Annotated in this window: 16 protein-coding genes; 12 read left to right on the top strand and 4 right to left on the bottom strand. The window is 55.0% G+C overall.

What is annotated here, in order from left to right; all coding sequences use genetic code 11:
* The first annotated feature begins 130 nt into the window (after positions 1-130).
* The 5 genes from rplM (at position 131) to RBB82_RS06055 (ending at position 4,359) form a co-directional block, all read left to right on the top strand.
* Positions 131-634, top strand: coding sequence for a 50S ribosomal protein L13 (gene rplM / locus RBB82_RS06075; protein WP_433974216.1), 504 nt, complete (start codon positions 131-133; stop codon positions 632-634).
* Positions 635-771: 137 nt separating this feature from the next.
* Complete coding sequence (gene rpsI, locus RBB82_RS06070) at positions 772-1,167, top strand: 30S ribosomal protein S9 (protein WP_020712730.1); 396 nt, start codon at positions 772-774, stop codon at positions 1,165-1,167.
* Positions 1,168-1,433: 266 nt separating this feature from the next.
* Entirely contained in the window at positions 1,434-2,369 is a 936-nt protein-coding gene (gene rpsB, locus RBB82_RS06065) for a 30S ribosomal protein S2 (protein ID WP_433974215.1), read from the top strand.
* Positions 2,370-2,502: 133 nt separating this feature from the next.
* On the top strand, positions 2,503-3,165 hold the full coding sequence (locus RBB82_RS06060; RefSeq protein ID WP_433974214.1) for a translation elongation factor Ts: 663 nt from the start codon (positions 2,503-2,505) through the stop codon (positions 3,163-3,165).
* Positions 3,166-3,324: 159 nt separating this feature from the next.
* Complete coding sequence (locus RBB82_RS06055) at positions 3,325-4,359, top strand: radical SAM protein (RefSeq protein WP_433974213.1); 1,035 nt, start codon at positions 3,325-3,327, stop codon at positions 4,357-4,359.
* Between the two features lie 30 nt (positions 4,360-4,389).
* Here RBB82_RS06055 and RBB82_RS06050 read toward each other — a convergent pair whose 3' ends face one another.
* Entirely contained in the window at positions 4,390-6,222 is a 1,833-nt protein-coding gene (locus RBB82_RS06050; protein ID WP_433974212.1) for a glycosyltransferase family 39 protein, read from the bottom strand.
* A 204-nt stretch (positions 6,223-6,426) separates the two neighbouring features.
* On the bottom strand, positions 6,427-7,608 hold the full coding sequence (locus RBB82_RS06045) for a glycoside hydrolase family 27 protein (protein WP_433974211.1): 1,182 nt from the start codon (positions 7,606-7,608) through the stop codon (positions 6,427-6,429).
* Positions 7,609-7,864: 256 nt separating this feature from the next.
* Here RBB82_RS06045 and RBB82_RS06040 point away from each other — a divergent pair, with 256 nt between their 5' ends.
* A complete protein-coding gene (locus tag RBB82_RS06040) occupies positions 7,865-8,446 on the top strand; it encodes a YceI family protein (protein ID WP_433974210.1) in 582 nt (193 codons plus the stop codon).
* Between the two features lie 13 nt (positions 8,447-8,459).
* Here the strand turns inward: RBB82_RS06040 and RBB82_RS06035 are convergent, their stop codons facing one another.
* Complete coding sequence (locus RBB82_RS06035) at positions 8,460-10,223, bottom strand: glycoside hydrolase family 9 protein (RefSeq protein ID WP_433974209.1); 1,764 nt, start codon at positions 10,221-10,223, stop codon at positions 8,460-8,462.
* A gap of 281 nt (positions 10,224-10,504) precedes the next feature.
* Here RBB82_RS06035 and RBB82_RS06030 point away from each other — a divergent pair, with 281 nt between their 5' ends.
* From RBB82_RS06030 to RBB82_RS06015, 4 genes are all read left to right on the top strand, one after another.
* The gene (locus RBB82_RS06030; RefSeq protein ID WP_433974208.1) at positions 10,505-11,281 is read left to right on the top strand and encodes a GntR family transcriptional regulator; all 777 of its coding nucleotides are present in this window, start codon (positions 10,505-10,507) and stop codon (positions 11,279-11,281) included.
* 581 nt (positions 11,282-11,862) lie between these two features.
* The gene (locus tag RBB82_RS06025) at positions 11,863-15,114 is read left to right on the top strand and encodes a carboxypeptidase regulatory-like domain-containing protein (RefSeq protein WP_433974207.1); all 3,252 of its coding nucleotides are present in this window, start codon (positions 11,863-11,865) and stop codon (positions 15,112-15,114) included.
* Between the two features lie 127 nt (positions 15,115-15,241).
* A complete protein-coding gene (locus RBB82_RS06020) occupies positions 15,242-16,438 on the top strand; it encodes a glycoside hydrolase family 18 protein (RefSeq protein ID WP_433974206.1) in 1,197 nt (398 codons plus the stop codon).
* The gene (locus RBB82_RS06015; RefSeq protein WP_433974205.1) at positions 16,435-17,676 is read left to right on the top strand and encodes a DUF5009 domain-containing protein; all 1,242 of its coding nucleotides are present in this window, start codon (positions 16,435-16,437) and stop codon (positions 17,674-17,676) included. Before RBB82_RS06020 ends, RBB82_RS06015 begins: the two co-directional genes overlap by 4 nt.
* Positions 17,677-17,729: 53 nt before the next feature.
* Here RBB82_RS06015 and RBB82_RS06010 read toward each other — a convergent pair whose 3' ends face one another.
* Positions 17,730-19,100 (bottom strand): hypothetical protein, encoded by a 1,371-nt coding sequence (locus RBB82_RS06010; protein WP_433974204.1) that lies wholly within the window; start codon positions 19,098-19,100, stop codon positions 17,730-17,732.
* A gap of 344 nt (positions 19,101-19,444) precedes the next feature.
* Between RBB82_RS06010 and RBB82_RS06005 the strand changes: the two genes are divergently transcribed.
* Positions 19,445-20,614, top strand: a complete 1,170-nt coding sequence (locus RBB82_RS06005; protein ID WP_433974203.1) for a phosphatidylinositol-specific phospholipase C1-like protein — start codon at positions 19,445-19,447, stop codon at positions 20,612-20,614.
* Positions 20,615-20,722: 108 nt separating this feature from the next.
* The gene (locus RBB82_RS06000; protein WP_433974202.1) at positions 20,723-24,250 is read left to right on the top strand and encodes a carboxypeptidase regulatory-like domain-containing protein; all 3,528 of its coding nucleotides are present in this window, start codon (positions 20,723-20,725) and stop codon (positions 24,248-24,250) included.
* The last annotated feature ends 31 nt before the right edge of the window (positions 24,251-24,281 follow it).

Below are 24,281 nucleotides of genomic sequence, written 5' to 3'. Positions count from 1 at the left end.
CTCTGCTCTGGCGCAATCGATCGTTTGCTCTTCTTTTTGAAGTTATTGTTAGCGAACTACTAACCGGCACCACTTTCTTCATGCACCAGGCCGAACACTGAAGACGGCAGAAACAAGGAGTAACTCAACGATGTCCACCACGATTCCGAGCGGCAAAGATATTAAGCGCAAGTGGTTTGTGCTCGATGCCAGCGGCAAGACCCTCGGCCGCCTCGCCACCCAGGCCGCCTCTATCCTCGCCGGCAAGCTCAACGTCCTCTACACCCCCTACATCGATATGGGCGATCACGTCATTATCATCAATGCCGAAAAGATCGTGCTGACCGGCCTCAAGTCTGACCAGAAGCTCTATCGCCGCTACACCGGCTTCCCCGGTGGTCTCCGCGAAGAGTCCTTCATCAAGCTTCTCGCCCGTCGCCCCGAAGCCATCGTTGAGCAGGCCGTCAAGGGAATGCTCCCTAAGAACAAGATGGGCCGCCAGATGGCCACCAAGCTCAAGGTCTACAAGGGCAGTCAGCATCCGCACCTTGCTCAGCAGCCCGTCGCCATGGACTTCCACGCGTCCAACGCGCCCAAGGTTCTCACGTCGAAGGTCATGGTGCCAGCGCACCCTGCACACTCGCTCGAAGGCTAAGCGTTCGTCTTGATAAGGGCACGGCTTTATACGCGTTGTCCACAAAGTTTTAGGGTAGGTCCGGGCTTTAGCCCGGACATCTACGGAACCAAAAGCGACGGGGCTTTAGCCCCTGAGGTAAAAGTTCAAGGAGCACCATGGCAGATCTGATTCAATACTACGGAACCGGCCGTCGCAAGTCCTCGATCGCACGCGTCTTCCTGCGTCCAGGCAGCGGCAAATTCACCGTCAACAAAAAAGAGTGTGACGTTTACTTCGTCACCGCTCAACAGCGCGCAGCCGCCAAGCGGTCGCTCGGCATCGCCGACATCGGCGAGACCTTCGACGTCATCACCACCGTAAAGGGTGGCGGCGTCATGGGCCAGGCCGACGCAGTCAAGCTCGGCATCGCACGCGCCCTCATGGTATTCAACCCCGAGCTCCGCAAGGCGCTCAAGGCAGAAGGCCTCGTTACCCGCGACTCGCGTGGTAAAGAGCGCAAAAAGTACGGTCAGAAGGGTGCTCGCGCACGCTTCCAGTTCAGCAAGCGCTAATCGCGGTTGTTCTTGCTTTCTGGTTGTCATCCCCGAAGGGGATCTGCGTTTGTACTTGCTGTTGCATTTGTTCTCAAGGTGGAAGCCGAGGCGTCAGCCAGGCTTCCACCGCAACACCACGGGCCCTGTTTCAAAGCGGCGAAAAGGAATCACCGCTCAGCAACACCCTCGCAAAAACACCGCGAGGCAAGGAGTCAAATCTCCCTCACGAGGGATCAATCCAGGCACCGGAGCACCGGTCCGGCTGTCTTAACTAAGGAGCTACATTGGCAAACATCACTATGAAAGAACTGCTCGAAGCTGGCGTTCACTTCGGGCATCAGACCAAGCGCTGGAACCCAAAGATGAAGGAGTACATCTTCGGCGAGCGCAACGGCATTTACATCATCGACCTCCAGAAGACCCTCAAGATGTTCAAAGAGGCGTCCAAGTTCGTCACCGACCTCACCGCCACCGGCAAGCTTATCCTCTTCGTCGGCACCAAGCGCCAGGCGCAGGACGCCATCGCGGAAGAAGCAACCCGCGCCGGCATGCCCTACATTAACAGCCGCTGGCTCGGTGGTCTCCTCACCAACTGGATCACCGTCCAGAAGTCCGTCAAGCGCCTTCAGGAACTGGACGACATGTCCACCGATGGCCGTTACGAGCTCCTCACCAAGAAGGAAGTCATCAAGCTCGAGCGCGAGCGCAAGCACCTTTCGACCAACCTCGCCGGTATCAAGTCCATGAAGCGCCTTCCGGACGCCATCTTCGTCGTTGACTCCAACAACGAAGCCATCGCCGTCGCCGAAGCCCGCAAGCTTGGCATCCCGGTCGTCGCTGTCGTCGACACCAACTGCGACCCGACCGTCGTCGACTACGTCATCCCAGGCAACGACGACGCCCTCCGCGCAATCCGCCTCTTCACCACGAAGATCGCCGATTCCGCCTACGAAGGCGTCCAGATGGTCTCCGAGAAAGCCTTTGCCACTGAGTCCGCTGACGTTCAGCCTCTCGCAGTCTCCCCCGAGTACATCGGCGAAGACGGTGAGTACGAGCCCGGCGAGATTCACGCTGCAGCCGAGCCCGTCGCAGTTGCTGCCGACGAAGACGAGACCGTCGACCTCGCCGCAGTCCTCGGCGGAAACATCCGCAAGGCGCCTTCAGCCGCGACCGAGCCCGAAGCTGAGAACGAGTCCATCTCCGCCCAGGCCGCCGTCTAGAACCCGTTCCGAGGGGCCGTCAGGAAAACGCACAGCATTAGCCGTGCCGTAACGACCTCTTGCTATTTTGGTGGGGCGCGGGCATCCAGCCCGCGCCCCTTTCGCAGAAACCGCCACTCCAAGGAAACTCACAATGTCTGAAACTGCCGTAAAGATCGACGCAAAACTCGTCAAAGAACTCCGTGAAAAGTCCGGTGCCCCCATGGGCGACTGCCTCAAGGCCCTCCAGGAAGCGAAAGGCGACATGGAAGATGCCTTCGTCGTCCTCCGCAAGCGCGGAATGGCGTCGGCCGCAAAGAAGGCCAGCCGCACCACCAACGAAGGTGCAGTGGGAACCTACATCCACGCCGGCGGAAAGATCGGCGTTCTCCTCGAGCTCAACTGCGAGTCCGACTTCGTAGCCCGCACCGATGACTTCCAGGAACTGCTCCGCGACGTCGCCATGCACATCGCTGCCGTCGACCCGCGCTTTGTCAGCCGCGAGGATGTCACCGAAGCCGACCTCGAGCGCGAGAAGGACGTCTACCGCGCCCAGGCCGCAGCCTCCGGAAAGCCCGCAGAGATCATCGAGAAGATGCTCACCGGCAAGCTCGCCAAGTTCTACGAAGAGTTCTGCCTCCTCGACCAGCCCTTCATCAAGGAAGCGTCGCAGACCATCGGCCAGCTCATCGCCTCGAAGGTCGCAAAGCTCGGCGAGAACATCAGCGTCCGCCGCTTCGCCCGCTTCAAGGTAGGCGCACCCGACTGGACCGTAGCCCAGGCCAAGGCCGCCGCCACTGAAGAAGCTGTCTCCTAATCTGTAACCATCACCGAAACAAAGAGCCCGGACAACAAGTCCGGGCTTTTTGTTTGCATCTCTTCCTATACAGTCCGTCAATATCCCGGTCAGCGATACAATAACGCTCAAGTACGTACATCAGGTGTTGACGAGCGGTAAAACTGATGAGGAGATTTGATGCCCCTTCCTAATCTCTACCTTCCCCGCGTTTGGGCCGGTAGCCAATACTCGAACAAACTTCTGCCTTCGCACGTCAGGCCATTGGCGGCACACGTTAAGCTGACTGAAAACTGTCAGGCCAGATGCATCAGTTGCGACTATTGGAAGTCTCGGTGGAAAGACGGCATCGACACCGATCGCGCAATCAATCTCGTAAACGAGGTCGGCTCTCTGGGAATTCGATCGCTTCGTTTTACTGGCGGCGAGCCGCTCATCAGAAAAGATTTCTTCGAGATCCTCAAGCGGTCGAACACTTCCAGCTTCAGGCGGATTATTATCCAGACGAACGGTTTGCTGCTTAAGAAGTTTGCTGCGCAGGTCAACGAATCCCCGATTACCAATATCAACGTATCTATCGACGGTATGCGGGAGACGAACGATCGTATCCGCGGCATCCAAGGCTACTTCGACACCGCACTCGAGGGCATTCGTGCACTGCGCAATAAGCGAGTTGCTTTTTCCGTCACCCTCAATGGAATCTCTGCCAGGGAACTCAGCGAACTAGCAGAGGTGGCCCACGGCGTAGGAGCCGACCTTGAGTTCAATATCCTCAGCCGAAATCTGTTCTTCCTCCAGAACGCTGATATCGCGGCAATGTGGCCCGATCGAAGCAATCTCGCTGAGATTGAAAAATTTCTCCGCGACATCATCAAGCGTCCTGCCTTCGAGATCGACTACATCCGGAGCTACTACAGCAACGATGCCCTGGAAGAACCGCCATGCGTCCTCGGTTATCTACAAGTATTTGTCCTCTCGAACGGCGACGTGTTGACCGGATGTTATCCATTGCCTCCCGTGGGCAACATCTTAAAAAACAGCCTTCGCGAGGTTCTGGAGTCGGACGCATATACCCACCAGGCGGAGGCAATGATTCGGCGCGAATGTCCTGGCTGCACCTGTGGTATCGAGTCCTCGTTAGCGATGAAGAATGCCTTTTCGAGCGCGTTCTACCAAATCGCTCAACTCATCCCGCAGGTCGAACAGTCGGCCTAGTTCGACCTGCAAGCATCGAAGTACAGCGGTTCAAAATCCCTGCCGAGTTGCGGCAGTATTCAAAGGCAAGTTTGTGTAGACGCACTTGCCTCCTGACTTCGCCACCAGATCAAGATGCTCGCCGCCCACCAACTGCTCAAGCCGCGGTACATTCTTCTCTTTCGTCACCAGGTAAAATCGCTTTGGCGTAAGCCAGATGCGCTGAAACTCAGCGTCGTTGATAAACACATCCGGCGAACCCGGCGCATTGGAGCCGTACTCCAGGTTGAACCAACGGCCATTCAACAGGAGCTCAGAGCGCCCTGTGTAGTAGGGAATCGAAGACAACAACCAATATTGCGTCTCAACGATCACATCGCCCGGCGGTGAAGCCAGAATCGCATTGGCCAGCGGACGTGAGGAGAGGAACGGATCGAAGGCGATCAGCGCCAATCTCGCCGCTTGATAAAACAGCACCATCATCAACGCCATGGCCCAAATAGCTCGCTGACTTCGCGCCCGAATCGTGCCCGCCAATCCCACTAAGAACGCAATCGCAGCCAGCGCAAGCGGAACACGCAGATAAGCGAACGACTCCAGCGTCAGGTCCTGCATATGGCCCAGGCTCAACTTATAGGTAGCTTGATGCGAAAGGGCAGCCGAGATATCTCCCGGCGTCGGGACGTGACGAACGTAAAACAAAATGCCAACAGCCGCAACAGCGCAAACTGCCGCGATTGCAGTAAGAACATGCGTCCCCCACTTCACCCACTTCCCACCCGTCGCCATAGCCGAACCCAGCAACAACGCAAGCGCCGGATAACAAGGCATCGAGTAGTATTCCTGCGTACTCGAAAAGGTAAAGAAAACTAAGATAAATCCTATCCAGCAAGCTGCAAGCAACCGCATGCGGCCTGCGCGGTCTATCGGCTTATAGGAGAGCCTCGTCGCCGCGGGAAGATACACGCTCCAGGGAAAGAGCCATATAAAGTGGAAGAGCCAGAACCAGATCCTCGGCACAGTGCTGTAGTCGCGCGGATAGCGCATGTTCAAGAACCGCAGTAGTTGTTCATTAATGAAGTAGAACCAGAGAAATCCGTGATACTGCCCTGGCCCGCTATGCATTGTGAACGCGAAGTAGGGCGGGTTTCGTATCGTAGCCAGAATGTGCCACGGCGCGGCGATCACCAGCATAATCGCGGTTCCCGTAAACGGGCGAAAGCGTCTCCAGGTCTCGAGCGAAAAGAGCTGACGAGTGAATGAGAGATAGACGACCGCAGTGGCCAGCGGAAACACCACACCGACCAGGCTCTTAAGCAACAAGCTCACGCCGAGACTAGCGGCAAACAGATAAGCCCAACGTTGCTGGTGTGTCTCTTCATCGTCCAGAACTCGCAAAAACGCCCACATCGCGAATGCGATCGAAACAGTCAGCATCACGTCAGGGATAAGAATGCGAGTAAAGAGAAAGAGCCCAACGCACGTAGCGATGCACAGACCCGCATAGAAGCCTGCTCTCTTACCGAACGCCCACTTCCCCATGGCCGCTGTCAGCAAAGCGAGCCCGATGGAAGACAGCGCAATCGGGATGCGCGCCGCCCAATCATGCACTCCGAAGATTTTGTATGAGATCGCGATCAGCCAGTACATCAGCGGAGACTTCTCCAGATAGATCACGCCATTGAGACGCGCCGTCACCCAATCGCCCGAGGTCAACATGTTGCGCGCGATCTGTCCCTGCACCGCATCGACGTCATCCATCAGCGAAGGCGGTGAACTAATGCAGATAAGGTAGGTGGCAGCAGCTACAAGGGCCAAGCCCAGCAAATAGCGATGCCAGGCTATCCGATCCGGTCGATCGGCAGTCTTCGCCGTAATTTCCATGAAAATCTCTGTCCTTTTTTTACGCAAGAGCGGAACGGTGTCCAAAGCAGTGGTATGCGTAGCAGTGGAGTATTGCCTTCATCAATTGTAAGTTCTAGATCACAATAGACAATCAGCACGGCATCGAGTGCATAACAGGCTTGCCACCTTATGGAGTTGAACGGCGGATTCAGCTGTCTCCGCTGCAGCGAGCGGTCGGTAGCCTTATTTCCCTACGATAATCAGAGTCACCCCATGCTTCGGGATCCTCGAAGTAAAAACTCCAGAGCGATGCCCCAGGTCCGCCTGTTTCCATACATCTCTCACACTCCCGCCACTCTTGAAGCCAATCTCACGTAAATCCACAGACACGTCACGCACGCTCCAACTCCGGTTGAAGAGCCCGACCGCGACGCGTCCACCGCTCAGCGGCTTGGTCCACACATCCAGGTCTCCACTCTCGTACAGCCGATCACCCTGCTTCCCCAGCGAATCCTGATCGATCGCGATGGCTTCTTTGTTCATCAGGATGCTCTTATCCGCATCCGTCATCTTGGTCAGATCATTTCCCGCCAGCAGCGGCGAAGCGAGTATCACCCACAAGCTCATGTGTGTCTTGTACTCGTCCTCGGTCATCTTGCCGTTTCCAACCTCGAGCATATCCGGATCGTTCCAGTGCCCCGGCCCCGCATACTTCGACAGCCCCGCCTGCGCAAACCCGATCGAGATCATCCGCCCATACGAATCGTCGATGTCATCCGTCGTTCGCCACATATTCGCGCCTAGCTCCGGCCCCCACTTCCACGGCTGATCGACTCCATACTGACAAAGGCTATAAAGTATAGGCCGTCCCGTAGCCTTCAGCGCATCACCCATCTTCTTGTACGCCGCAATCATCAAGTTTTTCGCTGCATTCGGATCACTCGGATGCTCCGCTTCAGCCTTGAGCATGTTCTCGCCAAACGAGCACAGGTCGTACTTTAAAAAATCGACGCCCCACCCGGCGTACATCTTCGCATCCTGCTCCTCATACCCGAGACTTCCCTCGTAGTGCCCGCACGTCTGCGCCCCTGGTGAAGAATAGATCCCAAACTTCATCCCCTTTGAGTGAATGTAGTCTCCCAGCGCCTTCATATCCGGAAACCGTTCATTCGGATGCAGCACACCCTGCGCATCCCGCTTCCCCTGCCATGTGTCGTCGACGTTTACATACACGTAGCCTGCATCGCGCATCCCCGTACTCACCAGCGAGTCAGTCGCCGAACGCACATCCGCATCAGTCACATGCTCCGCAAAATGGTTCCAGCTATTCCACCCCATCGGCGGCGTAGCCGCGAGTTGTGTTTGAGCGATCAAGGGAAGGCAAGAGAGTAAGAGGGAAAGCGAGAGGGTTGTAGATGCACGCATCAAAGAAGCTCCTTAAGCGGATTACAAATCGCGTCTAAGCATACAAGCTCAGACCGTACCGCAGCAGGATAGAGCTAAAATTCCCTCCATCCAAACTTCCCTAATTTGGCCTTTCTCTGGCTGAGCTTTGTGCGCAAGTCGATAAAACCGCATCGACAATAGGGTGCGGACGGAAGTCGGGTAGAGATTGACTCTGCGTGCCCACAACAGAAAAGCTCATTGACACCGGCTGAAGGAAAGTTGAAACTCAATCCACATGCGACTAGCCATCCTCTGCCTTCTCGCCCTTGCGACGCTGCCGACATCAGGTCGCGCACAGGTTCCTGTCTTCGAAACCACCCCGACCGACAGCACAATTAAGTTCTATGTGAAATCCTCAGTCTCGATTGTCGGTAACTTTGACAAATGGCACGCTACGCTAAAGTTTTCATCGGTGGATGTTACGACGGCTGTCTTGGACATCAAAATCGAGGCAGCCACGGTCAACACCGGAAGCGGTGTAAAGGACAATAAGCTGAAGAGCAAAGACTTCTTCAACGTCGAGCAGGATCCTCTCATTACCTTTCACTCAACGAAGATTGTGCAGACTAGTCCGGTTGACTTTGACGTCCAGGGGAACTTCACAATACGAGGAGTCTCTAAGCCGGAGACGCTTAAGCTGTCCGTTACGGGCAAAGGAACCGGCCAGGGCTCGATCAAGGGAACGATGGCCTTTGACCGCAAGGACTATGGCATCGATGGCAGCATTCCGTTCGTAAAAATCGCCGATCGCGTTGAAGTAAATGTCGATCTCCAGGTAAAACAAGTAAGCGGCCCCCGGCTCGTCTACAAGGAGTAATGGAACAACGGCGTCACGGGTGTGGAAGGCTGATAGCGTATAGATACCAAGCCGCGTGTGGAAGCCACTGCTCCGTCCAGCGCCAATCTTCATCCTTGCCAGTCACCGCAAATCCTTCGTTGAAAGCGATCCCGTCTTCGTTGTCGATGGCTGCGGTAATGCCGTTGATGATCGATCCAGGAGCACTCGTGTACTTATAAGAACGAAAAAACATGTATGCTGCATTGCCATGGCCGCTTCCCATCAGCATGCTCGAATCAAAAGGATTTCTGCCCAGAATCCAATGCAATTGGTTCGACGCATAATCTTCAAGTTGCGCATGGAAAGCGGAATCTTTCTCAAAGAGCGGCGCGGCCATACGTGCGGCGGCTGCCAACGACGCCAGCCGCGCATTTTCACCCTGCCACCAGGGAGCAGCTTCTGTGTCATGCGGAAAGAAAAAAGCACTGCGGATCGTGCCGTCGCCCATGCGCACAAGTTGACGCGCGTAGCCGAACGGGTTGTTGACTTCGTTTGTCATCGCAAGTTCGAAGCGCAGTGAACGCTCTATGACAATATGCACTTGCTTCTGCGCAACAGGCGCCGCAATCTCTTCATATTCAAGCAGACTGACAAGGGGAAGGCCGGCATCGGAAGGATGAAAGTAAGGCCGCGATCCGTCGTCAGCTCTCCAGTAATCGTGAAACGCTCCACTAGTCGCGAGCCGCGCCATCAGATTTGTGGCGCGCCGGTTGGCCGCCGACCTGTAGACCTCCTCTTTCGTCGCGCGATACAACTCGGTAGCCGCCATCAGTGCGCAATAGTCGTCGAGTATATTTTCTTTCCCATCGTTCAGTAGTTCACGGTTGTGCGCATTCAGAAACCGGAACGCTTCTTTCGCGGTAAGCAGGTAAGTGGCGCGAGGGAAATCTCCATCAATCGGCATCGTGCTTGCAAGCGCCAATGCTGCGATGGCCATGCCCCCGCCCGCACGGAAGCTTGCTTCGTAAGCGTGTGGTCCCTCAGCATTCTGTATATGCTCAGTCGAATCTGACGCACTCTTTTTGATTTGCGTACGCCAGTTCGGATTGCCGATGGCGCGATCCTGCGGCGACTTATCTTTTCCCGGAGCGGTAATGCTTTCAAAGAAAGAGCCATTAGGACGCTTCATCCGCACCAGAAAGTCTGCGCCAAAGGTGCCCTCATCCAGCATTCGCCGCAGATACTCGCTGAAATCATCATCGTGCCGCGCTTCAAGTGTGCGATAACTCTTCAGCAAACTCCAAACTACAAGCGGAACTTGTTGAGGATTGAAATACGAGGTCGGGTTTTGGTGTGAGAGATGAATACCGTAATCGCCGGTAGCGTCATACCAGCCGCCGTGCACATCTACAAAGCCGGACTGCCCCGGAGGCAGTGGCAGACGACGATCCGCTTGGTCGATCAGGCCACTGGCACGCTGCCCTTTGAAGTAGAAGACAACATTTGAAAGCGTGCTGCGTTCAAGAAGATTGTCATCGATATCGAAGGAGCAGGAACGCATCTCTCCTGCTGGCGATTGCACTTGAATCGTATAGTGCCCGGCCTTCTGCCATGAAGAAAAATCCGCAGCCCAGAAAGTATGCGCACCCCACGCATCTACTTGGCCATGGGAAGTCAGGTCTCCAGTCATAACAACGTCGCCCGTGACGGTATCAATCAGGGAAAACTTGTGCGGGTTGTCCTGCTCTGTTCCAAGGATCAGTGCCTGCTTGGTGGAGCGGGTCTCGTAACCGACGTGATCGACCAGAACATGCAACTGACCTTTGCACGCGACCGGGAAAAGCCCGAAAAAGCAAATTGCAAGAGTCTGTATCCAGATACGTGTGATGGTCTATCCCCTATAAAGCAATTTTTGCCTCACAATTTTCCAGCATTACTTGTCTGGACGACTATACTCATTTTCTAATCTTTCAGACAGAGAAAAGACGTTAGCCTCCACGAGGCGCATGCATTACCAGTAGTGGCGAGCTCATGCATCAACGAGTGCCGCACCCCGACACTTGCTCGCAAGCACATTGAATGATGGAGGGGAAAGTTGTGGCAAAATCCGAAGTCCAATCGTTCCCTCGCACGTTATCGTTGGATAAAGACGGCTTTATTCCGCTGTATCACCAGATTCAACATGCACTGATTGCCAGGATTCACGCAGGCGAGTTGTCGGTGGGCGACTGTCTACCCTCTGAGTATGAGTTGGCACGGTCTTACCAGGTGAGCCGCATCACCGCGCGGCAGGCTCTGAATCATCTTAAAAGCAGCGGGTATGCAATCAGCCAAAAGGGAAGAGGCACATACGTCGCGCAGCCGAAACTTGAAAAAAATATCATGCACCTCCGCGGATTCACGGAGGACATGAAGCGGCGTGGCATAATCCCCACTTCGCGCCTGCTTGAACAGTCTGTGTTGCAGGCTCCAGCAAGCCTCGCACAAGAACTTCGAGTCGGCACACTTTCTCCGGTCTTGCGGATCCGCCGCCTTCGTATCGGGAATGGAACTCCGATGGCGCTTGAAGAATCACACGTTCCCCTCAAGCACTATCCCGGTTTGGAAAGAATTAGTTTCGCAGAAAATTCTTTGTACGCCGTGCTCCGCGACGAATACGGAGTGCGTGCGGCTTGGGCTGACGAGGTACTCGAGGCCTCTCCGGCTACCCGCGAAGAATCTGAGCTGTTGTCTATTCCAAAGGGGGCCATCATGCTGTCTATTTCAAGGGTCATTATGACAACTGCAGAGATTCCGATCGAAGTTGCCTGTTCCCGTTATTGCGGTGATTTGTATCGCGCATCAATTCGGGTTCCGACGACCACAATCGAATAGCTCACGTGATCTCAGGCTTGACGCAGCAAGTCTCGACGCGAATGCCTGCGCGATATGTATTCCAGGTCCGATGGTCCATCTTAAGTCGAAAAAATAAAGATAGGCCAGAAGGTGGCGAGGTAAGTACTTTCTCTGCAACCACATCTCTGACTGACCACCGACAGAGAGATACAAAGTTCTCCCGCTAAACCGATCTCAGAAAACATCACTGGAGGAATTTGAAAATTTCTCTTGCACTTCAGTACAGTTGTCTATACGATCTGGCATCCGCACATTTTGAATTTGTAAACAATTTGCCAAGCCTTTAGACCACGATTCAAGAAGGGGCTCTCCGCAATCAAGCACTCTGAATAACTTGAGAAAAAGGTTAGATTCTCGTTTTTTCAAGAACGTTGTTGCTGAGCACTACCAATTCATTTTGTTTCGCACTACCAAGCATGTATGAGGCCCCTATCAATGGGTCTTGTTTTGCTAAAGCTTGCAAGACGTACAAACAAGCATCTTCGGCCAACGCAGCCAGATACACAATTTGATATAGCCCAACAGTCATTTACTCGAAAAGCTATTTTTGGAGGAACGCGATGCGCAAAGGACTCAATCTAGGCTGTCATACCCTCTTGGCGTTAGCTCTGGTCATCCTGACCTGTTTACCGGCATTCACGCAAACTATTACCGGCACCATTACCGGCCTCGTGACCGACCCAACCGGGGCAGTTGTGGCAAATGCTAAAGTAACCGCCACCAACGTACTCACGGGCGTGGCCACTCCCACACTGACCAACCAGAGCGGCATCTACTCCCTGCGTTTTCTACAGATTGGGCAGTACAAGGTCAGCGTTGAATCGTCCAGCTTCTCCCCGCAAACCACGAGCGTCTTTACGCTTGAAGTAGACCAGGAAGCCAGGGTCAACGTCGCAATGAAGGTGGGCAGTGCGAACAGTAACGTCGTCGTCACGGACGCCGCACCCATTCTGAATACTGAAAACGCCACCACCGGCGATACCATCACTGCGGCAGCGGCCACAGAACTGCCACTGCAGTCACGCAACTTCTCTTCACTCACGCTATTAGTTGCGGGAGCCATCTCTCCTAATCCGATGGCGTTGGACAACGTGGGCCGTGGTCAGTACAACGGCGGCTTTTTCGTCAACGGCAACCGCGAACAAACAAACAACTACACTCTCGACGGTGCCGACATCAACGAGGCGATCGATAACTACATCGGTTATAGCCCCAACGTGGATGCGCTCGGCGAGGTCAGGATCATCACTGGCAACGCGACCGCAGAGTACGGCAATGCAAACGGCGGCCAGGTCGTCATGGTCACCAAGAGCGGGACGAACCAGTTTCACGGCAATGCATTCTTCTTCGGTGAAAATCAAAATCTGAATGCCAACACGTGGGCCGCAAACCTGACGGGAGCTCCGCGTGCGCCGTTCAATCGTGCGATCTTTGGTGGCACACTGGGTGGGCCCATCTTCCACAACAAGCTTTTCTTCTTTGTGGACTATCAGGGAGCCCGCCAGCACTTCTCCACCGTAGAAAACCGTACGGTCGTCTCTGCGGCAGATCGGCTTACTCCCGGAATCACCAATCCTGCTGCAATATATCTCTTTGCAAACCCCGATTTATATCCAGAGCCCAATGCGGTCACAGACACCTCCGTAAACTATATCGGCTCATCGGGCCAGGCCACACAGAACGATCAGGGCGACATCAAGATCGACTGGAATGCAACGCAGAAAGACACGATCTCAGGCCGCTTCTCCATCGGACGCGAGCACGATGGTTACTCCAAAGTTGCTCTGCCCACGGACATCCCAACCAATAACAACGATCCCTACACCGGCTTCATCATCAACTGGACGCACGTCATCTCCAACAGCCTCGTCAATGATGCCCGCGCGGGTATGGGTCGTACTCGCTACATCCAGACACCGACCGACGTCTCCGGCAAATGGGGTCTCACCGGCAACGCAAAGCTCGGTATTCCAGGCACGCAGCTTGTACCAGGTTTCAGTACCTTAGTCATTGGTAACGGAGTCAACTCCGGTACTGTCGACGACATCGGCGCCCCACAGGGACAAGACGGCAACGGCGCTTATGGTGGAATCGATAGCGACAGTATCGTTAATGCCTACACCTACGGAGATAATCTCACCTGGCAGCACGGCAGGCAGACGCTGAAGTTCGGCGCCCAGGTTCTACGCTACCAGGAGAACCGCTACTACTCCGGCAATGACGGTACTCTCGGTTTCTTTGACTTCAACGGATCTGTGCAAGACTTCCTAAACGACCAGGTCACTTCGGAAGCTCAAGGTGCCTTGACTGGTCGATGGGGCCAACGACAGTATCGTGATGCCTTCTTTGTTCAGGACGATTTCAAGGTGTCACCAATTTTGACTATCAATCTCGGCCTGCGTTGGGAGTACGATCAGCCCTACGTAGAGGTCAACAACAAGCAGGCAAACATCAACCTGACAACCGGAGTCATAACCAACGCTGGTGTCAACGGCGCACCTCGTGCTCTCTATAACGCATACTACGCAGGATTCATGCCGAGAATAGGATTTGCCTTGTCACCGGAATCCTTAAACGGAAAATTCGTACTTCGTGGCGGCTATGGAATTACCAACTTCCTCGAAGGTACAGGAGCGAATCTTCGACTTACGTTGAATCCACCCTTCTTTGTCGATTCATCCTGCACGGGTGGGAATCCTTGCGCGAATGGAGCCGAATTCCTTAGCGTCACGAATGGTTTCTACCGCCCATCCGATCCTTCGGTGTACGCAGGAAACGTGCGTGCCTGGCAGCCAAACCTCAAACCCGCGCTCATTCAGCAATACAACCTCACAACCGAATACCAGGTCGACAACTTCACCTCTCTGACCGTCGCCTATCTGGGACAGAACGGGAATCACCTTGTAGATCCACGCGAGGGCAATCAACGGCCATGCCTCAACTGTGCGCTGCCGATCACGACTCTCTCCGTACTCAATCCCGCGTTGAGCCAGATCAATCAGATCAGCTACACCGAGTCGGAAGCGGTCATGAACTACAACTCGCTTCAGGTAACTGCACGCCGCCGTCTGAATCATGGTCTCGAATTCCTCGCTGATTGGACCTACAGCAAGGGCCTGAGCAATAACCTTGGCTACTACGGCGCGAGCGGCGGCGCTGGAGACTCACAAAGCGCATATTGGCAGGATGCCTACAACGGTGGAGGAGACTACGGTCCGACGTTCTTCGATGCCAGACACAACCTCTCCATCTCGGGTTACTACCAGTTGCCGTTCGGTCGCGGAAGACAGTTTGGTAGCGGTATGAACCGATTCGAAGATGAGATCGTGGGCGGCTGGAAGCTCAGCACGATCATGAGCTTCCACACTGGCTTCCCGATCACCATGGCCTCAAATGCGTTCTACACCAAGTCGGTCAACGCCAGGGCATCACGCGCGAATCACCTTCGTACTTTGAAGATAGCCAATCGCACGCAGACTAACTGGTTCGGAACCGATCCCTCGATAACGTCTTGCGCAAGCGACACAGACAATGGGCTCTGTGCTTACAGTGAACAGAGTGCCTTTAGCTTTGGAAACGCCTCCGTTGGGTCGGAGCGCGCTCCGAGCTATCAGCAGATCGACCTCTCTCTATCGAAAGACTTCGCCATCACGGAGGGCACTCACATCGAGTTCCGCACCGACTTCCTCAACGCGTTCAACATGGTCAGCCTGGCTCCTCCAAGCAATAACGTCAGCAACGAACTCGGTCAGATTACAAACACAGTCAATGAACCTCGCAACATCCAATTCGCACTGAAGTTTGTCTTCTAACCGAATCCCAAAAAACCAAAAAGGACGGCGAGAGTTTTTCGCCGTCCTTCTTTTTTCCTCAATCACCATCAATGCTTGAATCGCGATATAGTGCAGACAACTCGAGACTAATGGAGCGCAAGTAACCATGCACTGCAGCAACTATCGCTATACCCATCTTGCATGGCGGAACCCGACCTTATTATGGTTCGCTATCCTTGTTCTGCCGATGTGCCTCTCTCTTCCTCTTAGCGCCGCGACAACTCCCCCACCTCAAAAAGAGATCATTGCGTACATCTTTCTAAAAGACAGAATCATTGCGCCCGGTGAAGTGGCAGCAAACAAAGTGACGCGAATCAACTATGCGTTTGCAAATCTCCAGAACGGTGTAATCGTGGAAGGCTTTGCGCACGATGCTGAAAACTTCGCTGCCCTCAATTCTCTAAAACACGACAACCCCAGTCTGACCGTGTTGGTCTCGGTTGGCGGCTGGACTTGGTCCGGTAACTTCTCTGACATGGCCCTCACGAAGCAGAGCCGCCGCCTCTTTATAGAGAGCGCAGTAAAATTCGTGAACAAATACAACCTCGACGGCTTGGATATCGACTGGGAATACCCCGGCATGACCGGCAACAACAATCGATTTCGTCCCGAAGACAAACAGAACTACACTCTGCTGCTCAAAGAATTAAGACAACGATTCAATCACGAAGAAAAAAAACTTCACCGGCACTTAGTCACATCGATCGCCACTGGCGCCTCAACCGACTTTCTCGAACATACCGAGATGGCCAAAGTGCAGCGCTATGTGGACACGATCAACCTCATGTCCTACGACTACTATGTTCCCGTCTGGGATAAGACGACCGGACACCACGCGCCTCTCTTCACTAACCCGGCCGATCCAAAAAAAATCTCCGCAGACCGCACCGTACACGAGTATGAGAGCGCCGGAGTTCCCGCAGCCAAAATTGTTCTTGGCGTCCCCTTTTACGGAAAGAGTTGGGCGAACGTGTCCGCCACCGACCAGGGACTCTTTCAACCTGGCACCGAAGCACCAAATACCTACCTCCCCTACAGCAAGCTGGTGAACATGAAGAGTAGCGGCTACGTTCGCTACTGGGACACGAAAGCCTCCGCTCCCTATCTTTACGATCAGGACGCAAAGATCTTCATCTCGTATGAAGACCCGGAGTCGCTCACGACGAAGTGCAAGTACGTTCTCGACCAAAAGTTAGCTGGCATCATGTTCTGGGAGTACTCCGGCGACTCGGATGGCGCTCTGCTTCAATCCATCGACGCGGGCTTGCATCATGATGTACCCCCCACACCGGAGGCACGATGAATTCGACGGTTGCGCTCCCAACTGCCAGCACAGAGAAACTGACTCGCGCCCCACGCGTTGCATCGATCGACATCTTTCGCGGCCTTACGATGACCCTCATGATCTTTGTCAACGAACTGGCAGAAGTCAAAGGTCTTCCCTGGTGGAACTATCACGCTCCTGCAAAGATCAACGTGATGACGTACGTCGACATGGTATTCCCCGCCTTCCTGTTCATACTCGGAATGACGATTCCCATCGCACTCGAACACCGCATCCGCAAAAACGGTTCGATGCCCCAGCTGTGGCTCCATATCTTTCAACGCACCATCGCCCTGATCGTACTTGGTCTCATTCTTGCGAATGCCGAAGGAGGCAATCGCGCACTGATGGGGATAGGAACAGATCTCTGGGCAATTCTGGCACTCCTCGGTGCAGTCCTCTTCTGGAATGTCTACCCACGCTCCGACCGCTACGCAACTCTGTTCCGCGTGCTTCGTTTCGTGGGCCTCGCTTTGATGGTTGTGATGTTCGCCATCTTCCGCAGAACGACAACGAACGGAGAAACCGCATGGATCGCCACCTCTTACCCTGAGATCCTCGGCTTTCTCGGCTACACCTACCTCGCCGTCTCCTTCCTTTACCTCATCACACGACGATGGCGCTCTGCTCCCTTCGCATGGTTCCTCATCCTCACGGCACTCTGTATTGCCTCGACCGGAAAGTGGATCCCGTTCCCCGGCAGACTTCCCTTGTACATCTGGCCATTCGGCAACGGTGCAATGGCCTCCATCGCAATGGCAGGTGTCGCAACCTCGAGCATCTTCGTACAAGGCCACGGCGCGCAAGCCACAACGCTTCGCCAGAAAGCTATCTCCGCTACCTTGTTTGGTGCAGCCGCACTCGTCTTCGGATGGCTCCTCACCCCGCTTGGCATCTCAAAGATTCGCGCCACACCTACGTGGTGCCTCTACAGCATAGGCAGCAGCATCTTGCTCTTCACCATCCTCTATTGGGCATGTGATGTTAAGAAGTCACTCGCTTGGGCAGCGTTCACACGCCCCGCGGGAGATAACACATTGCTCACCTATCTCCTTCCGGACTTCTATTTCTTCATCGTCTCGGCCTGCGGGTTCACCTACTTCTCTACCCACGCCAACTTCGGTCTCCTGGGAGTTCTGCGGTGTGCGATCTTTACCGCGCTCATCCTTGCGCTCTCAGCGTTGCTGACTCGTTGGAAGTTGAGACTACATATTTAGACAGTCTTTTGCGAACAACGATTGAGTAGCAGCGAATATTCAGTGGCAGCGAATCATCTTCGCAGAATGCGTTGAGAGACGATTCGTGGACGCGGAGCATTCGCGCCGATGTTACTGGTCTCAAGCAGAACTTCAAACGGAAGCATGTTGCCTTTCGAATCGAAGATCTCGCGCAAGAGTGGCGCCGAGGCGTCGCTGAAAAGATAATCTGCCGCAGCCTCCGTCCCAGCCATGTTGATTCCTTCGATGAGAAGGACATAACCACTGGCATCCAGATTCGGAGTAACGGCGATCAAACCAAATGTGCTCCGCGCGGGATCCGTCTGATCGGTCTTATATACCGCACTCTCTCCAGCCATCGGTCGAAGATTGTGTATCACAACGTCATCGATCTTTGGCTGTGGTTCGAATTGGAAGTTCAGGTTCTTCTGAAACAACTCAACCCATGGGTTGGAATCGAAGGAGCCCAACAAGATGACGTTGGATTGTTTTAAATCATCCAGCGTAACCTCGCGAGCGTACCGCACCTTGAACCGGTCCTTCACTACTTCGGGAAGCTGAGAGATGGATGAGACGAGATGGAGATCGACGACGCTGGTATAGCGGCGTCCTCCAAGCTCATTGACCATCGCCGAATCGACGCCAACCGGTGTAGTCGCGTGCGTCCGATACTCCCCCGCAGCGTACTCCGCAAGCGACACGCGTCTCTTCGTCAAATCTTGATAGATCACCAGACCGCTGTCGGCCGGCACTACCAGCGTATCCCGCGACGGACTGAAGAAGATCTTCCAAAATCGATCCGAAGCACTCTGCTCATGAGTCTTAACACGCATGTCATGCGCCACTACGAAGACAAGCGCAATAAACAGAACAGCGCATAATGCTTTAAGGCCCCAGGAGGAAACACCGGGCGGAGGCATCGGTTCATTCAGTATTGTTTCAACCGTCTTCTCCGCCTTTTGAGCTGAGTCCGCTTCGATCAACCCCTCATGCGCCGGCTGCGGTCTACTCTCCCCGACGACTTGATCCTCTCCAATAAAAAGAGGCACATAACCCCCACGCGGAACAGCAATTCGGATAGCTTCATCGAGGCCTTCGCCGTTGAAGTACTCCTCAAGCCGCTGCCTCATGAGGCGCGCATAGTTCCGGACAATATTATCTTCGCCCGGGTTATACCCCTGCGGACGTCGAAAGACGTGTTCGCCGATGAGTTGCTCAGTGATCTCATCCGTCTGATCGAGCAAGCTCTTCTCGCAGATGTAGAGGATGAAGCTGATCAAAAATTTAGATTTGGCAAATCCTTTGCTGGCGGCCACACGTCTCGCGACGTGCCACCGAGGGTCCTCTTCGAATCGAAAAATATGGTCTGCAACCGCCGTCCCTGTAGGACGTCCAGACTCGGCAAGTTCTTCCCATCTGCTCATCGAAGGATCTTCCACTGTCATTAGTAGACATCGACGGAGCGCACTTCATGTTACAGGCCTATTAATCCATAAAATATATGAAATATTAGACATTACAGTAGTATCAAATATTTATATACGACCTCCATTAAACTGCCTTCCTTCCTTTGAGATGCCACTCCACACCTTTACGTGGAGTGCATTCTTTACACAGTGGATCCACCTTACGAAGATGATTGCAATACAAGATGATCGAATCACAACGAGAACAGAATGAACGAGCCGGCGGCCAAGGCTGCAATGCACGTCAGACACCGCAGCAGCAAGCCAGCTTCCTCGACTACCTTTGGAGGATGAAAGATAGAATGACGAAATTTCAAGCAGCACTCCCCTTCTTCATGGTGCTTCCCTTGAGCGCCTTTGGACAGCAGAGCGCCACACTCAAGCAGGATCAAACCCTGCGCATCAACCAGATTCAGGTGATCGGCAGTCACAACAGCTATCACTCCGGCATCGCTCCCAGCGAACAGAAGCTTATTGAGCAGAAGAATCCCAAAGCGATGCATGAACTCGACTATGCCCATGCGCCATTGGCCGATCAACTGACCGGCGGCGTTCGCCAGCTCGAGATTGACATCTACGCCGACTCGAAGGGCGGACGCTACTCGCATCCAGCCATCGTCGACAAGGTCGCCGAGGCCGGCCTCCCCGCCGATCCGGACTTCGATCCCCAACATGAGATGGACAAGCCCGGTTTCAAGGTCATGCATGTCCTCGATGTCGACCAGCGCAGCTCCTGTCACACCTTTATCGCCTGCCTCACGATCATCCGTGGCTGGTCACAACAGCATCCGCAACACCTGCCCATCTTTATTCTGGTCGAAACCAAGCAAGGCCGTGAAGGAGCAGCACCGCAGCCTCACCAGCCGGAGCCGTTCACCTCCGAGACCTTCGACGCGCTCGATGCCGAAATCCGCTCCGTCTTCTCCCTGAATGAGATGATCACACCCGACCAGGTTCGTGGAAGCTACGACACCCTGCCCGAAGCCATTCAGACCATCAGTGCTTCGCCTGCCAGCAAAAAGACAGGTGGCTGGCCTACTCTCGCAAACGCTCGCGGCAAGGTGATCTTTCTCATGGATCAGCGACCGGTCGAAAAGGTCTACACACAGGGTCACTCAGCCCTTCGCGGACGCCTCATCTTTACCAACGCTGTCCCAGGCGCTCCCGATGCCGCCTTCACAGAAGAGAACGACGGAACCAAGGCTGAGATCGACGCACTCGCCCGCCAGGGATATCTCATCCGCACCCGCACCGACGACGGCACCGAAGCGGCACGCACCAACGACCACACCCGCGCCGACGTCGCACTCTCCAGCGGCGCGCAGATGTTAAGTACCGACTACCCATCCTCCGAACCCTCGCGTTGGACTGGATTCTTCGTCGCCCTTCCACATGGTCTGGTTGCCCGCTGCAATCCAATTACCGCGTCATCCGGATGCGTCGATTCGTTGCTTGAGCCCTCAACAAAATAAGACGTAGAACCTCGCAGAGTATTCGTCGCCGACCTCCCCGCGTTTGGTGGGAGGACGTCCCGTAACGCTTCAAATCAACAGTTCTTGCGTTCTCGCCAGGAGGCATGTGTGTCGAAAGTCCTCGCTCCATCAGCCAATCCCAACGAAGCTCCCATTGCCAAACTGAATTCGCGCACTGCCAAACTATTCAGTGCCTTCCGTCTTCTGCTTGCCGCATTGCTCATCGGCACCGCAGCAATCAACCCATCAGCGCTCCTCGCACAGTCTGACAACTCCTCCATCGCAGGCGTCATCACCGATCCCTCCGGCGCCGTTGTAGGAGCGGCAGGCGTCACTGTCATCAGCGAGCAGACCGGCGCCGAGCACAAAACCGTCAGCAACAAATCCGGCTTTTACACCATCGCCGGCCTTGCACCGGGCAAATATACAGTCAAGGTCGTGGCACCGGGCTTCGACGCAATCACCTCTACCAACAACAACCTCGACCCCGCACTTCCAGCGACGGTGAACATTGCGCTCGTGGTCGGCAAAGACAACGAATCCGTCGAGATCACCGCAAACGAGACGACCTTGCAGGCCGACACCTCAACCCTTGGCCGAGTCATCACCAGCAGTCAGGCCGACAATCTTCCCCTCAACGGCCGCAACCCAATCTATCTTGCACTCACCAAGGCCGGCATCACCAGTATCACCAGCACCGTCTCCTCCTCAAACTTCAGCACTGGCCTCGGTGCCATCAACATCAACGGAGCGCGCGAGCGCGACAATCTCCTCACCTACGATGGCGCCGTCGCTGTCCGCATCCGTGCCAGCGGCGACTCCGTCGGCACACCCGACCTCGACGCGGTCGAAGAGGTTCAGGTACTCGCAACCAACTACCCCGCAGAGTACGGTCGTTCGATCGGCGGTCAAATCCGAATCATCACCAAAAGCGGCACCGATCACTTCCACGGCAGCGCGTACGAGTACTTCCAGAACCCCGTCCTCAACGCCAACACCTGGGTTCGCAACGCGAACGCCAACAACTCAAATCCAAATTACCCCGAAGTCCTCAAAACAAACAACGTTGCGCCGTTCACCTACAACCAGTTTGGCTTCGTTCTCGACGGCCCTCTCTACATCCCTCATGTCTTGCCCAAAGGCAAGGTCTTCTTCCTCTACTCCGAGGCCTTCGTCCGCGATCCTTCGCTCTCCACTGAGACCGACACCGTTCCCAACGCAGCCTTCCGAAACGGCGACTTCAGCTCCGTGGCGCAGCACATCAAAGACCCCGCATCCGGTCTCCCCTGCGATCCGAAGGCAGGTGGCCCCGGCTGTTTTCCCGGCAACATGATCCCCAGGAATCGTCTCAGTCCCAACGGTGTCGGTCTGCTCACTGCCTTCCCCACACCTACACCAGGCTTCCAAATCGGCGCAGCCAACTTACTTGAGACCGCACACTATCCCATCCAACAGCAGATCGACAGCGGCAATCTCGACATCGTTCCAACAGAGAAGGACTACATCCGTTTCCGCCTCATCCACTTCTACTATCACGAAGTCAATCCTTTCGCGACGTCGAACTATGACATCGTACCCCGCATCTACAGCCGCCCCAATCAGACCGGCTCGCTCGATTACGTCCACACCTTTGGCCCCAGCACGACCAACGAATTTCTCTTTACTGCCAGCCACGACGCCGCACGTCTGAGCATCGATACATCGACCGGTACCTACAACCGCACCGCCTACGGCATCAACTATCCCTATCTCTTTCCTGCCGGAAAAGATCTCCCCAACAAAATCCCCACCATCGCATTTGATACGACCGGAATCACAACGCTCGACGGCAGCACCTACCCCTCTCACTCTCAGGGCGAGATATTCGACTTCGCAGACACCTTCACGCGTATCATCGGCAATCACACGGTGCGCGGTGGCGCTCTCTACGAGCGCGCCGGCGAAAACGACGACGACCAGATCGCATTCGCAAACTCCACTCCAGGCCAAACCAACAACCAGAACGGCAAGTTCGACTTCTCAAGCACCAACACCAACGGCACCGGTTACGACCTCGCCGACGCGGCCCTCGGCATCTTCAACACTTACTCCGAGATTGGTCCACGCAACGAGACACCCAGCCGCGCCAACATGTTTGAGTTCTTCGCGCAGGACTCTTGGAAGGTCACGCCAAAACTCCACCTCGAGTTCGGCATGCGATACACCAGCATTCACCCCTTCTACAGCATCTGGAACAACGCCGGGACCTTTGACCCTGCCTTCTACAACTCCGCTACTGCTGTAAAGGTCAACCCGGCAACGGGTAATCCAATAGCTGGCAGCGGCGACCCACTCGATGGAACCGTTCTCTTTGGCAACGGCTTCACAGCCAGCGCAGCCGCTCACGTTCCCATCGCTGTAACCGGCCAATACAACAACCTCTTCCACAATCTACCGCGCGGCTACGTTCACGTGCAGAACTTCCTCTTTCAGCCCCGCGTTGGCATAGCCTATTCGCTCAACAACAAGACGGTTCTGCGTACCGGCTTCGGCCGTTACACCAGCCGGCAGGGAACCTCCGACAACGTATTTCTCGGCGGCTTTGCACCGTTACAACAGGTCGTCTCGATCACGGGAGGCAGCGTAGACAACCCCGCTGGCACCGCAATCGGAACCGGCTCCTTTCCAACTCTCTCCGGCGACATCAATCAGCAGTCCCCACAGCCAGAAGCCTACATCTGGAACGTATCCGTCGAGCGCGAACTCGGCTTCGATACGGTAGCGGACGTCTCCTACGTGGGCCGCCATTCGTTACACCAGCAGTTCGAATCCGACGTGAACCAGGCACCCATCGGAACCGCGCAGGCCTTCGGCACCAACGGAGTCAACGCGCATCGCCCGTATCTCGGTTACGCTGCCATCACCGAGGTCTATCAGGGAGACACTGCCTTCTATCAAGGTCTGCAGATCGATGTGAATCATCGCTTCAGCCACAGCCTCGGCTTCGGAGTCGCGTACACCTACGCTCACTCTCGCGACTGTGGCTCCTTCCAGAAGAACATTCTGCCTAACGCAGATGATCCGAAGGGCCTCTGCGGCACAGCAGACTATGATCTCCGTCAGGTCCTCGTCCTCAACTCCGTTTATCACATCCCCTTTCGCAGCAACAGCCGCATCGCGAATGAAGCGCTCGGAGGCTGGCAGCTCTCGCAGGCCTACCAGTTCCAGACGGGAACTCCCTTCAACGTCGCAACCAGCCAGGACATCGCAGGTGTCGGTGCAGGTTTCCAGGGACAGTTCCTTCAAATCGCTCCTGGCGCCACACTCCATGGCAATGGCAAGTTCTCCATCGGGAAAGACGCCAACTCATGGTTCAACGCGAGCGCATTTTCACTTCCTGCTGCTGGCACTTTCACCCCGCAGCATAATCGCAACCTGATCTACGGCCCTGGTCAGGCAAGCTTCAACGCAAGCCTGCAAAAACGATTCGCAACCTTTGAAGGCCAGGCTCTCTCCTTCCGCTTCGACGCCTTCGATTTTCCCAATCACCCAAACTGGTCCGCTCCGGACTCGACCTACACCGACGCTACCTTCGGCAAAGTCACCAGCAAAACCGGTCAGCGTGCAATGCAGGCCAGCCTGCGTTACTCCTTCTAACCCTCTACCATTACAGCAGTACGCGAGTGGG

It is taken from the genome of Tunturiibacter lichenicola, assembly GCF_051013355.1.
Classification (GTDB): Bacteria; Acidobacteriota; Terriglobia; order Terriglobales; family Acidobacteriaceae; genus Edaphobacter; species Edaphobacter lichenicola_F.
The sequence above is the reverse complement of the archived record's forward strand: the minus strand, read 5'-3'. Positions and strand labels throughout refer to the sequence as shown.